The following is a 15464-nucleotide window of genomic DNA, read 5'->3' on the forward strand; positions in this document are numbered from 1 at the left end:
TAAAATAGCTGTCAGTATCACTCAGGACTAACATACAGATTTTTTACAATTGCTCGTATATGGTAAAAGAGGTTTATACTTCCCTAAAAATACACGATTTTCTTATTTGTATCAATTACAAATGGAAACCTTAGTTTGCAGATTTCGGTGCAGGATTACGAATTTATATATGATGATGGCCAACATTCAACCTCTGCAGTGTGACAAACAACTCTATGAAGTTTTCAATGCATACAGTTGCGAAATTATCCGATCGAGTCTCTCTTGGATGAGGATCGCTTCCGCATATCGGGCAGGAATACCCTCATATCCGTAGTAAATGCCTGCCAATCCACCGGCGATGGCGCCGATCGTATCAGAATCCTCGCCTAGATTTGCCGCCTTCTGTACGACTCCTGCAAAATCTGACGTATGGAGCAAAATATGTAGTACCCACCGGAAGGTATGCACCACAAAACCGCTTGCCGGGCAATCCGGCTGAGCTTCAATGTTACCTTCGTATTCGCTTCCCATCACCTCGGCCATGATGGCTGCTCTTAAATCTTCGCCTTGTAGAAGGCGTTGCGCCATTCGGTTGTACATGACACAGACTTCGGCGCACCTTGGATCATAATGCGTCATCCGTGACTGCATGATTGTCACTCGGTCAATGTCCGCTGGGTCCTTGTAGGCCAGTGCCGCCGGCAGGCATCGCATGAGGGATCCATTCCCGCCGCTTTGCCCCATATCCATGTGCGCAACAAAGGCGGCTTCGAACCAGTCTCCCTCGTATTTTTGAAAAACATGACGGATGATATTCCCTATGTCTTTGGGCCGTGATTGGTACCATTTCATAAAGAAACGCCCGATCGCCTCCATAGGCTCCACAGGATTTTCGAGTATTCCTGCCGCCACGCAAAGCGTCATCATCGTATCGTCGGTCACTTCCCCCGGTTCCAGCTGCCACACCCCGCCGCCAACGATCTCCGTCAAATAGCCATACTTCTCCTTAATCTCCCGCTCGCTCATAAACTCCGTCGTTCCCCCAAGTGCGTCCCCAACAGCCACTCCGTACAGGCCACCCTTAATGCGATTATATAATTTGTTTTCCATGCAACCACCTCACATTCATTTTTTGAACGAAATCAAGCAGGCTCCTATTAGCTATGATTATAACAAAATGGACAGCTGCAATCTTCTGATTATAATGGCGGTTTTGAACGATGGATAGGTTGCGAATCACGCCATGCTGCCCATATCTTGATGGCCTGCAAAATCGATTACCATAAGTTCTTGTCCAGTTAGTTCTGGCCCATAAATGGGAACAGGAAACTTACATCGTTAAATCAAAAAAAAGCCGCGATTTCCGCGACTTCGGATGTGGATATATCATAACCATCCCTATTCTTACTGGTATTTTGCTGGGTTTTATCACTAGGAATGCAGAAGAAGAACCGACAAATTATTCATAGCCTGCTCTTCTGCATTATAGTCAAATAGAAATCGCGAGATTATGTTTCTTGTGCAGTAAGTACTTTATCCGGCGCTTTTTGATTCATGATCGGCACCATGACCATTGCGCCAAGAAGAAATAAGAATCCGGCTCCGCTATAGATCGTACTCAGTGAAAAGGCGTCCTTTAATGCGCCAGCAAAAGACATGGAAATGACCATCATGCCAACAAACATCGGATTCAGAACTCCATTCACCCGACCGACAATGGAAGCATGTGACCATTTCAGGATCATGGTGCTGATCCCGATATGAATGCAAGGGAAAACAAGCCCATTCAGAAATTGAACGGTCAGCGTGACAGGAACACTCGTCGAATACCCGACAATGGCTGTACAGACCGCGCCTGCAAGCATGCCTATGGCAAGAAGAAGCTGCGGTGGAACCCGCTTTGCAAAAACAGCTACGATCCCGCCGCCGATCAGCATGGCTGCGCCATTCACCATCAGCAGATATTGGAGGAATTCCTCGCTCCTGCCCAATCGCTCCGTTACGATAAACAGGTTGAGAGCTTGGGCTACGCCAACAGCGAGTCCCGCGAGAATAAACGCGAGTCCCAGCATACGCAGCACTTGGCTTTGCCAAACATAGCGAAAGCCTTCAACGAAATCTTTGCGGAATTGGCCTTTTACTGCGGCCGTTTGAGATTTCATATTATCCTCAGGCAGTCGAACCAGGACGAGTGCGGAAAGCAGAAAAACAACGCCCATTACAGCGATCGATGTTTCAAGGCCAAACGTGCTGTATACGAAGGTGCCCAGCATAGGTCCAAGCACCATGAATATGGCCATCAGCGATTGGAATAGAGCCATCCCTTGCTGCAGTTGTTCCTCGGACACATGATACTTAAACAACCGCATACTTGAAGGCTGCGAGAACTGCGAAAGAATAGCCGAGATGAATGCGACAAGGTAGACGGATTGCCAAGAACCGTAATGTATGGTCAGAAGCACCACGAATACCGATACCGCGGATAATAAATCGCACCAGATCATCGTTCGCTTTGGTCTCCAGCGGTCCGCAAATGTACCTCCGATGAACGAAAAAACAAAAATAGGTGCGAATTCTGCTACGCTGATTAGCGAAATGGCGTATGGATCATTGTTTGTTCTATCCGCAACGTACAGGAGGATTGCGAAATTACGTACCCAGATGCCGATCTGCAGGAGCACGCTTGATAATAAAATCGTCTGCAGGAACCGATTGCGAAGAAGGCTTGGTGCATTTGTGCTTTTGTCGTGCCTATTCAATCTTTTCAACCTCCAATTAGTCTTTAAAAAATGCCCATCTTGAGTATTGGTATGTCCCTCCTTTCCAATCCTTATTATACGGACCTCATCATCGTTGACCTCCTCCTTAAGACTGAAATTACATATACAATATTCGAACTGCTTATGACATTAAGTACCATCTCATTCAACCAGCAAGGAACACAGCATGTTTGAAAACGATCCGCTCGGGTTTATTGATCTCAACAAAAACGTTAGTGTTGGGAAAATCAACGCCATCAGGACCGTGCATGATAAACTCCCATGTACCGCCCGGTTTCATGTCAAACTGGTGAATAGTCATCGTAAAACCTTGAGGGCCCCACCATTTCGACAGATGCTCCTCTTTCGTCCAAGCATCAAACACAAGATCCCGTGGAGCATCAAATACACGGGTGACCACAATCTCGCATTCACCTACTTGCGTTGCGGTCTCGCTTGTTTCGTTATTCTGGTTGATGTCCAGCCCTCCAAAATGAATTTGAGTTACTGACTACTCGTTTATCAATCATAGCAAATGAATCATGCATTGATTTCTTACAGATTGCTCTCTTGAATAATTCAATCATTCCATCCGGAAACGCCGATTACCTTAATGATGCCTTCAATAAAACTACCCGTTATCTTCATGTTAGGCTGGCAAGATCGATTGGAATTAGAGTATTAATTAAACGGTTAGTAAAATAACCTCTTGCCCGTATCGGCTGACAAAAAAAGCCGCGATTTCCGCGACTTGGTTTGTGCATATATCTTTGTCCTCTGACCATGCCTTGAGACTTTTCAGCGTTTTTCGTTCACTTACCTTCCTCATCGGCCGAGGGACCGTAGATGCCCGGCACCGGAATATCAAGCAGACGCAAATAAACTCCGAGCTGCGCACGGTGGTGGACCATGTGGCTTAATCCGAAGGTGCGAAACGCGATCGCCCGCGGTTGGCGCAGGATGATATGGTCGCCGTTCCGTAAGGTCCATTCCTCGCCGAGCGTTTTCTCGTCGCATTCGGCTAACAGTTTTTCAAGCTTGACAACGTTAGCGTCGAATTCCTCCAATACGTCATCGCGTCTTGCTAAGGCTTCCCGCCGAAGCGGTACAGACGAAAGATCGAATTCAGGGTACAGAAAAATTGCGATTTGCCAGTTTAGGATGTTGATCAGATGCGTGGCAAGTCCACTGAGCGTCATGGATTTGACGTGCGGCTTCCACGTCATATGCTCCTCGGGCAATCGCTCCAGAATGCGGCGTGTAGTTGCCAGCTCATGGCTGGCGTCACCAACGATCAGCTGTTTCACCATAATTTTCCACTCCTCCTTTTTATGGTTAGCATACTATAAAACCTCTCGAGTGAAAAGGCTTGTCTCGGTCGTTCGGCATCCGATGACGAGGCGACATCCAGGTAAGCCTTCGCTGACTTAACAATCCCCGTGTGGATGTAGATTACGTCAAGTATTTTCCCGTAATCGACTGCTCCGCTTGGATGATCTGGGAAGGTGTGCCTTCGAATACCACTTGGCCTCCCCTGCTTCCTCCGTCCGGTCCCATATCGATGATCCAATCCGCTTGACTGATCACATCGAGGTTATGCTCGATGACGATCACCGTATTGCCGGCATCCACGAGACGGTTCATGATCCCTAGAAGGTCACCGATATCTGACATATGCAGGCCAGTCGTCGGCTCGTCCATCACATAGATGCTGCCTTTCTTATGCAGCTCGCTTGCCAGCTTGATCCGCTGACATTCCCCGCCTGAGAGCGTGCTGAGCGGCTGGCCGAGTGTAATATAGTTCAATCCTACATCACTCATCGCTTGCAGCTTGCGTACAACCTCTTTTAGTTCAAAAAATTCCAATGCCTGCTCCACTGTCATTTCCAGCACTTCTGCAATGGATTTGCCGTTCAGCTGGTACGCGAGCACCTCTTCCTTGAACCGTCTGCCTCCGCATATTTCGCATGGCAGCTTCACGTTCTCGAGGAATGCAAGGTCTGTATAAACGACACCCAGCCCTTGGCAGTTCTCGCAGGCCCCTTTGGAGTTGAAGCTGAACAAGCCTTGGCTGACCTTGTTTGCGGAAGCAAACGCTTTGCGCACATCATCCATAATGCCCGTATAGGTCGCGGGATTCGAGCGTGTTGACACGCCTACCGCCGATTGGTCGATGACGATCGCATCCGGATGATGGCTGAGGAATATTTCGTTAATCAGCGTGCTCTTGCCCGAGCCGGCAACTCCTGTAACGACAGTCAGTACGCCGGTTGGAATATCTAAGCTCACGTTCCGAAGGTTATGAAGTGAGGCATCCTGAATGGGCAGCTTGCCGGTGGGCTGCCTGCAATCGTGCTTCAGCTGCAGCGGCCGCTTCATATGGGTGCCGGTCAGCGTACCTGATTCCAGTAATCCTTGGAAGCTTCCTTCATACACGATCGTACCGCCGCGGCTGCCGGCGTGAGGCCCTACGTCAACGATATGATCCGCCACCTTGATCACATCGGGATCATGCTCGACAACAATCACGGTATTGCCCTTGTCGCGCAGCTTCTGAAGCAATTCATTTAAACGGTGTACATCACGAGGATGTAAGCCAACGCTTGGCTCATCGAAGATGTACGTGACATCCACCAGACTGCCGCTCAGGTGTTTCACCATCTTGACGCGCTGCGACTCACCGCCGGACAATGTGTCTGTTTCACGGTCCAGCGTCAGATAGTCGAGTCCAATGTCTACCAGATGCTGCAGCCGCTCCGTCAGAGATTTGACCATCGGCGCGGCGATCGCATTGTCAATCTCCCGCATGACACGAATGAGCTGACCGACCTCCATGGAGGACATCTCCGCAATGTTGAGTCCATTGATCCTACAGCTAAGGGCTGCCTGACTTAATCTGGCACCTCGGCAGCTGGAGCAGGGACCCTCGGAGATGTAAGGTGCAACAGCTTTTTGCGTGCGTTCGGACTTCGTCTTCACATCCTGCTTGATGTATTTGTTCGTGAACTTCTCAATGACGCCTTCCACGGTAATATTCGTTGCCTTGCCGGCGAAATCCATCTTCACTTTCCTTGCCTTGGCGTACAACAGTTGCTCCAATTCATCATCGGAATAGTCGCTCAGCTTCTTGTCGAGATCAAAGTCTCCCGACTGAACAATCATGTTCCACTCCCAGCCGTTCACCGAATAGTCCGGCAGCATAATCGCCCCTTCATTGAGCGACTTTGACATGTCCAGCGCCTTGCTCATGTCAACGCCTAATTTGCGACCGATCCCGTTGCATTCGGGACACATGCCTTGGGGATCGTTAAACGAGAACATGTTCGCTTGTCCGACATAGGGCTGCCCAACCCGGGAGAACAGAAGACGGAGAATGGGAGAAATATCGGTAATCGTGCCCATTGTGGAATGGGAACCGCCGCCCAGCCGCTTCTGATCAACAATTACAGCCATGCTCAGGTTCTCGATCGCGTCCGCGTCAGGCTGCGGATAGCGAGGAAGAAAATTACGCACGAACATGCTGAAGTTCTCATTCAGCAAACGCGTGGATTCTGCGGCAATCGTATCGAAGACGATTGATGACTTGCCGGATCCGGATACCCCGGTGAATATCGTGATCTTCCGCTTGGGAATGCGCAGGGATACGTTCTTGAGATTGTTTTCCCTCGCAGCCGAGATGACGATATATTCCTGATTCGATTCGCTCATGGCTAACATCCTTCCGGTCGAGTTATTTTCTACTTGATTCATTGTTCAAATGGTTTATACAGAACAAATTAGGATGCCCATACTTGACCAGATGTGTTACGAGATGTTCTAAGGAGACATAAACCAGCTGCAAGAGACATGCAGCCGGTTTATGTTGATTCGGTTCATGGTTCAACGATCGAGCCCAAGCAAGAGCTGATAGAATATATGGTATGTATAGGCCCTGTCGTCTCACACGAATGTTGTGATGCAGCTGCGCCCGTCATTTCAGTGAAAATGCCTGCGCTTGCTCATCTATAACTGGCGGAGTTTCCGGCACTGGATAACTATCGGCCCAAGCACTTGTTTCAGGCGAAACTTATTCAGGCCCCAATCTCTTTGCAAATGACTCCATCCAAATTGGACACCATTTAGTGACGCAATGATTATAGGAAACTAATTAGTGTCGTGTCAACTCGTAACTTTTATTGGAGGTACTCTTCAAGGTCACCCTGGCTCCATTATTTCCACAAGATCGTGTCCGTCGTGATGTAAGCAGCCCCTGCCGCTTCAAACGGCCGCGAAATCTCCCGTTCGTTAACGGTCCAAAGAGAGACTTCCACTCCGGCTCTCCTGATGTTTCGTATGTCCTCCGGAGTCGTCACGTGATAATCGTAATCTAGGAAGGCCGGCTGTAACCGGGCGATTAGCTCCAGATCTGCAGCGGTTGGTGATTGGGATGAGAGAAACCCAAGCGGCACCCGATCGTCAATCGTTCGCACCTTGAGCAGATCATTGGCATTGAAACAAATGAAACTGCTTTGCTCAAGCATGCCAGCGCGGCGAACAAGCTCAACCAGCACTTCCTGATCCCGTTCTTGATGATATTCCTCAATTTCGATAAAAGCGTGCATACCATAGGACAAACAGACATCTAGCACTTCCTCCATCGTCGGAATTTGCAGACCGGGATAGTCGCCAATTCCGTTCCCTGCAACGATATCCAAGCTTCGGATTTCCGCAAATGAGAAGTCCTTTGTCTTCCCCGTCCCGTTTGTCATGCGGTCAACGGTACGATCATGATGGACTATCCAGCGGCCGTCCGTTGTGCAATAGGTATCGCATTCAATGCCCCAAAAGCCCGATTTGCCCGCCAGCTCAAAGGCTGCGATGGTATTCTCAGGAGCGTGCATACTTAAGCCGCGATGGGCTACATATTTCGGTTCATTATTCATCTTATTGCCACCTCATATCCGATTTTATTTACCTCAACAAGCTCGCTCTTCCTTTAACCGCCCCCAGCATGACGCCTTTATTTAAAGTACTTTTATGTGAAAAACACCATGAAATTCATTGAATCGTGAAATTTTAGCCACCGCTTGGGAATAACGAAGAAACCGCGCGTTAAATGTTGAATACTCGAACTCCCTCCTTTCTTACCCCACGATGAAGACACTTTTAATAATGCTAGTTCAACTAATCATTTCATAATGTTTCACCGTTTTCCCACTTAAATAATACAAGATTACTGTTAATTCTGATCACCGATTTTTTAGATTATCAAGGACGCATTTAGGATAATTCTTTCTATTTATGACTATTAAAAAAACAACTGATCCCATAACCCGGCATGCAAAATGGCCCTCCCTTACGGGAAGGCCATCTGTCAGGAATGATGGAAAAAACGGAATTAGAGTTGACCCGTCTGTGACTGTTTATTTTTACCAGGCGCAAACCAACCGAGAAGGGCTATCGCCACCAAGACACCATAGAAGATAATGGTCCAGACTGTGCTATGTGGGAAATCATGATCTAACACCCCGATATCTTCATGGGCCAAAGTAATCACAGCAAGCTTGACACCAACCCATGCCACGATGGCATAAGCCGTGGTCTCGAGTGCCGGTCGTTGAGCAAGCAGCTTTACAAACCATGTGGCTGCAAATTTGATCAGAACGAGCCCGGCGATTCCGCCAAGCACGACAACCAAGAATTGTCCTCCGTCCATACCACCGAAATCCGGTAGCGGTGAGTCCGGGAGACCCAGTGCCAGAGCCACTGCAGCAAGAATGGAATCAATCGCAAAGGCGAGATCCGCAATCGCAATTTTGCTTACCGTTGGCCAAAAGCCTTTACCGGCAGCATCTTTCTTTATGTCCTCGCGAATATTCTTGTTTTCCTTACCGAACCGTGCTTTGATTATGTGCTTTAAGCCAAGGTATAGAAGATAAGCAGCTCCGATCGCCTGTATTTGCCAGACGTTCGCAATAAACGATATCGCAAACAGAGCAGCGAAGCGAAAAACAAAAGCCATAATGATCCCATAATTGATCGCTTTCTTCTTCTGGTCCTCCGGTAAGTGCTTCGCGATAACTGCCAGAACAAGGGCATTATCCGCTGATAGTAAACCTTCCAATCCAATAAGAATTAGTAATGCCCATGCATACTCCAACCAAATTGACTCCAACAGTAGTTCTCCTCTCTTATGTGAGAATGTTCATAGTTCAACTTCTGGCTAAAAACGTGTAATCTCCAGTTAAAACACCAGAGGTTTTTTCCAGTTTTGATTGTTCCATGACTCCCTTTCGTTATTACGTTGTCAAGTAATGTCTCGTTTCATTCATTTCAGGCAAAATTTTAAATCTACTGCAGCCTCGAGGTCTACGCTTTTTTATTCAAATAAAAATAGAAGATGACCCCATCCGGTGAATGGGTTGCGCCATAAGATACGCCATGCATCTCCAGAATCTGTTTCGAAATGGCGAGTCCAAGCCCCGTTCCTCCGGTCGACCGTTGGCGGGAAGCTTCGCCACGATAGAATCGATCCCAGATCTTTTCCAATTGCTCGCCTTCAATGTGTGTTCCTTTATTTTCAATGCAAATTTTAACGCTGTTCCTCTCTTCCGTCGTTGTTACGATAATGGATTGCTGATTCGGCGTATAACGAATCGCGTTGGTGAGAAAATTGACAATGACCTGCTCAATTCGGAGCTCGTTCCCCACCACTTCCACAGGTTCAAGTGAAGTATGCAGATGCAATTGCTTGTCCGAGATATCCACAGCCAATTTTGCGCATATCCGTTCGATAACGGTATCAATATAAAAGGACTCCGTGTGCATTTGATAAGTTCCCGATTCATACTTCGCCAATTCCAGCATATCCGAGATCATCAGATCCATCCTTTTAACTTCGTCCTCCATAGCCTTAAAATAATAATCCCGTTTATGAATTGCAACCCCGTCCTTCACAATCGCAAGACAGCTTTGAATGACGCTTAACGGTGTTTTCAGCTCATGCGATACACCGGATATAAATTCTTTTCGCGTATGCTCCAGCTGCTTTTCTTTCTCGATGTCCTTATTGAGCCGGAGGATATGGGATTGCAGCCGCTCGGAAAGTTCGTTAATGTTGCGCGACAAATCACCGATCTCATCCTTGGTCGTGACCGGAATTTTTTCTGAAAAATCAAGGCCTGCCATTTGCTGCGTCGTACGGTTGATACGCAGGAGCGGCCTGGCGATCCGACGGGAATAATAGAACGATGCCAGCAGCACGAGCAGCAGGGTGACGATGACAACGTAGACATAATAATGTCGCATGACCCCGGCGGCTTCACTTACAGGCTGCATCGATGTCATCGCGAAAAGGTATGCGGGATTTCCGTTTATGTCTTCGATATGGTTCACGAATATTTTGTATTTCAAGTGATTTTCTTCATAATCCATCATGTGATTCGCATTCCTGGCATGATCATAGTCGCCGTACAGCAGTTCAGCCTGAAAAGCCTTGATACGGTCAAGAAACAAGTGATTCGTGTATCGCGAGCTTTCAGCGCCTTCCGGTATATGTAAGTCCGTAACCGTTCCGTAGGCCAGGACGTTGGGATACTTTTCGTGGTACTGAACCGGGCTTGGAAATCGGGGGACAACCTCGTACTCTTTGCTCACCATCTGTCGATTCTCCAGTTGGTCTTCCTGTCGAAGATTAGCGACACTCCTACCCATCCGCTGAATAACCAGCTGCTTGTCCATATTCAGACCTTCAACAACGATGGGTTCCCCTTCCTTGATCCATGGATAGATAAACGTATTCTCACTATAAAAATCTTCCACGTTCATGAACTTATATAGCGGGATCTTTATCTCACGTCCAGAAAACTCGGGATTGTCGTCCATACGGTCCAGCCTGATCGTCATGAAATAATCCTCGGTATTCTGCAAATTACCCTTGGAGTCCAATACCGCAATCCAGGTGTTATACGTTTGATCAAATTCGCGCTCGAGTCTGGAAGCAGTCTGTGCGTCCGTGGCATTTTTCAGGTAGTCATTTTTATAAGATTGGAGAGCCGCCTTCACATCTCCCACCTTTTGATGCACATAGAATTGTTTAAAGAATAGGGTTTGTCCAATGAAAATAACAGCTATAATGAGCATGCATAATGCGGTCGTTAATAGAAACAGCTTGAGAACAATCCCTCTTTTCATGGCTGCTCCTCAAATCTTCGGAATGGGTTATGGAGTGAGGCATCCATCTTGATTTCCATATCATATGGCTCCTCTTTCACCATCAGTATCTTTTTTGACATGTTCAGACCTCTCAGGCATTCATGTATTGTTGTTTTTCCGTACAATAATATTGGATATCCTAACATGCCTATAAAAATTAGACAAATGCTTACCATTCATCATAATATTCCATGCCAAAACCCAAACAAACCGGGAAAACAGCCACTCCTATTCAAAAGTGTCTATATTCCGGGATATAACTTATGCTGATTGCACAAAAAAACTCCACAACCATGTCACAGGGAAGTTCCTATATCCCTAGAAGGTTGCAGAGGGGATTTAGTTTCGGTACGAATTTCTTGCCCATATTAGAGTTCGGGCGCTATTTCGGAACTAGAGTCACATCAATATGTGCATGTTCTGACCTTTTCTTACATACCTATGAGAGAATACTCATGGTTTCAGGCGAAAGAAGGGATATCATGAAGACAAGATGGGGCATTGCTTTGTTGTTGCTCTTTATGATTGTGGTTCTGATTCTGTACCGACAGGTTCATGATCGTTCCAAAGCAGAAGATCTTTATACGGATGGGCAGCTTCGTATGGAAATAGAATCCGTTCAATCTGTTGCAGAACCCATGAAGGAGACATCCTTTCAGGTTATCATTACGGAGCTACCTGAGAAGCCTGTTAGAAACGCCGATATTGAACTCAACCTTACTATGCCCGATATGTTTTGTGGTGTATTCCCCGCAGCCATTGTCGAATCAAAGCCGGGTGTATATACCGCAACGGCTGTACCTGTTATGCAAGGACTTTGGCAGGCGGAAGCGGTCCTTCGTTGGGAGGATCAGCATGTCACGGTAAGGACGTTGTTCAAAGTTCGTTAGTCCTGCTTACTTACCATAACCAGGGGTGAATACCCGGAATCCATCCGTTGGCGCTTAGTCCCTTTAATATAGACAGCATCCCCATTAAAAAGGCTAGAAAACCGCCGAATTTGCGCATTCCTCTGCGCCACTTTTTCGTTAGACTGCCGGCAGACAGCGCCGTTAGGAGCAGAATGGGAAAAGTCGAAAGTCCAAATACCAGCATGATCAAGAGGCCTTGCAGACCAGAACCGGATGCCGCTGCATTCATATGCATCGCATAGGTCAAACCGCATGGAAGAAAACCGAGCAGAAGGCCGGTTAGAAAAGTCGCAAACAGCTCATGCCGCTGACCAAGCCGTTCCAATTTCAGGTGAAAAAAAGAATGTCTCGGCAGATGCGCGTTATAAATGGGCAATGTGTACCGGCGAAAGGTCCACAGCAGTATGAGCAGTCCGCCAATGATGCTGGCCGCTCCTTGGAAGCCTACAAAGCTGCCAGCCACATCCAGAAAGGAGCCAACCATCCCCATAAAGCCTCCGATCACCGTGTACGTTGTCACTCTCCCAGCGTTGTAGGCTAACGTAGAAGCAAGCGGGGAGACGCTGGTTCGAAGGGCCAGAGAAGAAACGATCCCCCCGCACATCACCAGGCAATGCGGCGCCCCCATCAAGCCTGTCAGTGCTACTAACAGTAATCCGCTCCCCGTTAAGGCCATTTTCTTAAAACCCGTTGTACCGATAACTGGGGTCCAAGCGAATGACCGGCATCCAGTAAAGAGCTGGCTGCCATTCGAATTTCTGCTTTTTGCTTCAGCTTCTGTCCAAGCCTTACTCCAGCCACTTCCGATTTCCCACACATACGTAATTTCTCTCGACGAAGCATTCCATCCCCCTTCCCGGCGCACCTTATATGCCGTTCTTCATAGGATCACGCATCCATTCATTGTATGAAGGTGCGCGAATATTAAGAATAGAGGCCAGCGGCAGGTTGAATTCTGTCGCTTTAATTTTGCATGCTTGTTGAGTTCAAACCAAAGGTAGATACACATGGCATACTCTTATATTCCACACCACTCATTTCTTATTCATATTTTCTACTGAACCAGGTCCGAATACCGGCGCTAATTTTGATGCGGACAATTGCTCGCTTAGACCAAAATATTCGCAAAAATTCATAATCATCGGATTCCATTTCGAAGGATCGATATAGTTTGATTTGGGGTCCATAAGAAGTTCATCTTCGATATGAACTTTTTCAATGCGCACTTCGATGGCTACAAGCGAACTTGGTTCTTCAAAAGGATGGAGCTTTACCAACCTGGCTTCCAGATGGACGGGACATTCTTTCACACGCGGCGCTTGAACAACATGGGACTGAACTTGAGTTAGCCCTGCGACACCAAATTTATTCGCCTCGAACTTATATCCCCTCGATGCTTTCGACTCTGGGACTGGGTTGCGACCAGTTAACAGGGTCAGACGATCAACTGCGGGAATCAAGTCAATCGACGGGAGATTAAGCACACACTCGCCTTCACGAATCATATTTTGAACAGTCTGGGACCCGCTGCTCATACCAAGCATACATGATTGATTGAGCCACCAGGCGGAGGACATCGGAGCCAAATTGGGGGTGCCGTCTTCGTTGATGGTACTGATCAACACGACCGAAGTCCCGAAGTAATGGATTTTCGGATTGATTACTTTGTGCATAACGGATTCCATCTCCTCATCATGATTTTTAAGTAATGTATCATAAGCTCCTTGTTGAAGCATAGGGATATGGAATAAGTCCGCAAGATATAAAAAATTTGATCATTACCATTCATTGTTGATGGAAAAAACAGCCGAACCTTAGGCCGGCTGTTACAGATCATTTAGTAAGAAGCAGCACGGGCGAAGGCATATGCCAGTCCCTTGCTTGCCCCTGTAATGAACTAAATACGATTTTGTTTTGTCAATGCCATCCTCCCCTTGCAGAAATAATAAAAAAACACAGACATGGGATTGTCTGCGTCTAGAATAATCGGATATGCATCGCCTATAAGTCCAAATAAGCAATCATAAAGAAAAAACCAACTCCTGTATGGTTGGAGAAAGGTTGGGATCACTTATAATCTCATGGAGCCACATGGACAGACCATTCCCGTTAAGCTATGCATTATTTTCTTCAAATTGAGTTATAGACGGTCCAGCTTGAACCAAGCCGACATTAATGGCTTCCCATAGGTATAAGGAAACAAGCGTATTGTAAGGCTTCCAATCTAAATGTTTAAAAAGTAATGGAGAAGAACCGCTGCTATTCTCTGTTGCATAAAGCCATTCAGCAGCACGGTTAAGTCCACGATCGCCAAAAGATATAACATCCTGTCTTCCCAAGTAGAAAATGAGGAACATCTCCGCTGTCCACCGGCCAATACCCTTTACCGATGTCAACAAGCGAACAACTTCCTCGTCTTCCATATTGGCAAACGCTTGAAAATTAAGCACTCCCTCTTTTGTTTGTTCAGCAGCGTTCCGGATATAGCCTAGCTTGTTCTTGGATAATCCCGCTGACCGTAAGCTCTCCTCTGCTACAGACAGGAAGGAATCGGGCGTAATCCCCCCGCATAGACGTTCTATCCTCTGGAAAATCGTTCCGGCGGCTTTGACCGAAAGCTGTTGGCCGATTAACGTTCTCGCCAGGTAGGTAAAACCATCAGGCTGCACAGGTACTCGGGCTATTATAACCTATATCCAAATTTTGTAATACTCAAGTTGGCGACCCAATAACCCATTACGGCAAAACCGTCATAGCTATTCGGCATAGCTATTATACAAAGTAAAAAAGCCCGGCTGTTAACCAGTCCGGCCTTTTTTCGATTCAAATATAAGTTGCAGCTACATCACTGGTTTGTTTGTTGTTTCTGCGAGCGCAGCGCCAGCAATAGAGCCACAGCGATGAGCACGAACGCGGCAAATGCCAGCATCGGAATGGTCAACCAGCCGAACCAATTCAAGTAGTCATTCAAGCAGGACACTGGCCCGCAAGCGGCAATATCCGAATCTTTAGGGAGTTTTTGAATGATACTATGATATGTGGATATGCCTCCGCCAATGATTACTAGGGGGAGGATATATGGGACGATGTGCGTCTTTTGCCGATATGCTGCGATTCCTAAGACAATGACTAATGGATACATGAAGATCCTTTGATACCAACATAAGACACATGGCGTAAAATGCCATACTTCACTAAGAAACAAACTTCCGCTTGTTGCCACAGCGGATACAGTCCATGCAAAAAACAACCAAACTCCCGTTTTATTCATCTTTCAAATAACCTCCCTTCTATTTGTTGCTCTAGCCACCATACGATACCGGTATTATTACATGATTTTCTCATTTTCTCTTAATTGTCTATATATGAAAATGGCTCCTTCGGGCTATATGTTGGATAAGTCGATATCCAATATCCCTCGTTACAATACAAACACCTAGGCAGGGTCAGTTCCCTGATATCAAAAAAGCCGCCAAAAATGGCGACTCTTTGATGAATGCGTTCGAAGCTGCAGCTCAAAATATATATACCAAGTACTCCAAAATAAGGACGTTCCGATTGCTGCCGATCCAGCTTCTTATGAGGCTCTTTTAATATTTCGGCTTTATTTTTTACCCGT

Annotated in this window: 13 protein-coding genes and 1 pseudogene; 1 reads left to right on the forward strand and 13 read right to left on the reverse strand. The window is 46.9% G+C overall.

Annotation, left to right across the window (positions count from 1 at the left end):
• Positions 1-213 precede the first annotated feature (213 nt).
• The 9 genes and pseudogenes from PAEVO_RS10360 to PAEVO_RS10395 all read right to left on the reverse strand — a co-directional run bounded on the left by PAEVO_RS10360 (position 214) and on the right by PAEVO_RS10395 (position 10913).
• Complete coding sequence (locus PAEVO_RS10360) at positions 214-1092, reverse strand: ADP-ribosylglycohydrolase family protein (protein WP_100537461.1); 879 nt, start codon at positions 1090-1092, stop codon at positions 214-216.
• Between the two features lie 398 nt (positions 1093-1490).
• Entirely contained in the window at positions 1491-2741 is a 1251-nt protein-coding gene (locus PAEVO_RS10365; protein ID WP_100537462.1) for an MFS transporter, read from the reverse strand.
• 178 nt (positions 2742-2919) lie between these two features.
• Positions 2920-3219, reverse strand: a pseudogene (locus PAEVO_RS10370) (SRPBCC domain-containing protein); the annotation flags it as partial.
• A 334-nt stretch (positions 3220-3553) separates the two neighbouring features.
• Positions 3554-4051, reverse strand: coding sequence for a DinB family protein (locus tag PAEVO_RS10375; protein WP_100537464.1), 498 nt, complete (start codon positions 4049-4051; stop codon positions 3554-3556).
• A gap of 142 nt (positions 4052-4193) precedes the next feature.
• Positions 4194-6449 (reverse strand): ATP-binding cassette domain-containing protein, encoded by a 2256-nt coding sequence (locus PAEVO_RS10380; protein ID WP_100537465.1) that lies wholly within the window; start codon positions 6447-6449, stop codon positions 4194-4196.
• 294 nt (positions 6450-6743) lie between these two features.
• Positions 6744-6878, reverse strand: coding sequence for a hypothetical protein (locus PAEVO_RS34875; RefSeq protein WP_481856496.1), 135 nt, complete (start codon positions 6876-6878; stop codon positions 6744-6746).
• 71 nt (positions 6879-6949) lie between these two features.
• Positions 6950-7663 carry a glycerophosphodiester phosphodiesterase gene (locus PAEVO_RS10385; RefSeq protein WP_100537466.1) on the reverse strand — a complete coding sequence of 238 codons (714 nt, stop codon included), beginning with the start codon at positions 7661-7663 and terminating at the stop codon, positions 6950-6952.
• A 455-nt stretch (positions 7664-8118) separates the two neighbouring features.
• Positions 8119-8895 (reverse strand): TerC family protein, encoded by a 777-nt coding sequence (locus tag PAEVO_RS10390; protein WP_100537467.1) that lies wholly within the window; start codon positions 8893-8895, stop codon positions 8119-8121.
• A 194-nt stretch (positions 8896-9089) separates the two neighbouring features.
• A complete protein-coding gene (locus PAEVO_RS10395) occupies positions 9090-10913 on the reverse strand; it encodes a sensor histidine kinase (RefSeq protein ID WP_100537468.1) in 1824 nt (607 codons plus the stop codon).
• A 503-nt stretch (positions 10914-11416) separates the two neighbouring features.
• On the opposite strand from PAEVO_RS10395, the gene PAEVO_RS10400 reads away from it, so the two are divergent.
• Positions 11417-11824, forward strand: a complete 408-nt coding sequence (locus tag PAEVO_RS10400) for a FixH family protein (protein WP_100539406.1) — start codon at positions 11417-11419, stop codon at positions 11822-11824.
• Positions 11825-11834: 10 nt separating this feature from the next.
• Here the strand turns inward: PAEVO_RS10400 and PAEVO_RS10405 are convergent, their stop codons facing one another.
• The 4 genes from PAEVO_RS10405 to PAEVO_RS10420 form a co-directional block, all read right to left on the reverse strand.
• A complete protein-coding gene (locus PAEVO_RS10405) occupies positions 11835-12521 on the reverse strand; it encodes a sulfite exporter TauE/SafE family protein (RefSeq protein ID WP_100539407.1) in 687 nt (228 codons plus the stop codon).
• A gap of 358 nt (positions 12522-12879) precedes the next feature.
• The gene (locus PAEVO_RS10410; protein WP_100537469.1) at positions 12880-13518 is read right to left on the reverse strand and encodes a flavin reductase family protein; all 639 of its coding nucleotides are present in this window, start codon (positions 13516-13518) and stop codon (positions 12880-12882) included.
• A 441-nt stretch (positions 13519-13959) separates the two neighbouring features.
• A complete protein-coding gene (locus PAEVO_RS10415) occupies positions 13960-14514 on the reverse strand; it encodes a DNA-3-methyladenine glycosylase family protein (protein WP_165789650.1) in 555 nt (184 codons plus the stop codon).
• Positions 14515-14690: 176 nt separating this feature from the next.
• A complete protein-coding gene (locus PAEVO_RS10420; RefSeq protein WP_100537471.1) occupies positions 14691-15116 on the reverse strand; it encodes a disulfide oxidoreductase in 426 nt (141 codons plus the stop codon).
• Positions 15117-15464: the final 348 nt, after the last annotated feature.

It is taken from the genome of Paenibacillus sp. GM2FR (assembly GCF_002803325.1).
In the GTDB taxonomy this organism is placed as follows: domain Bacteria; phylum Bacillota; class Bacilli; order Paenibacillales; family Paenibacillaceae; genus Paenibacillus_AQ; species Paenibacillus_AQ lautus.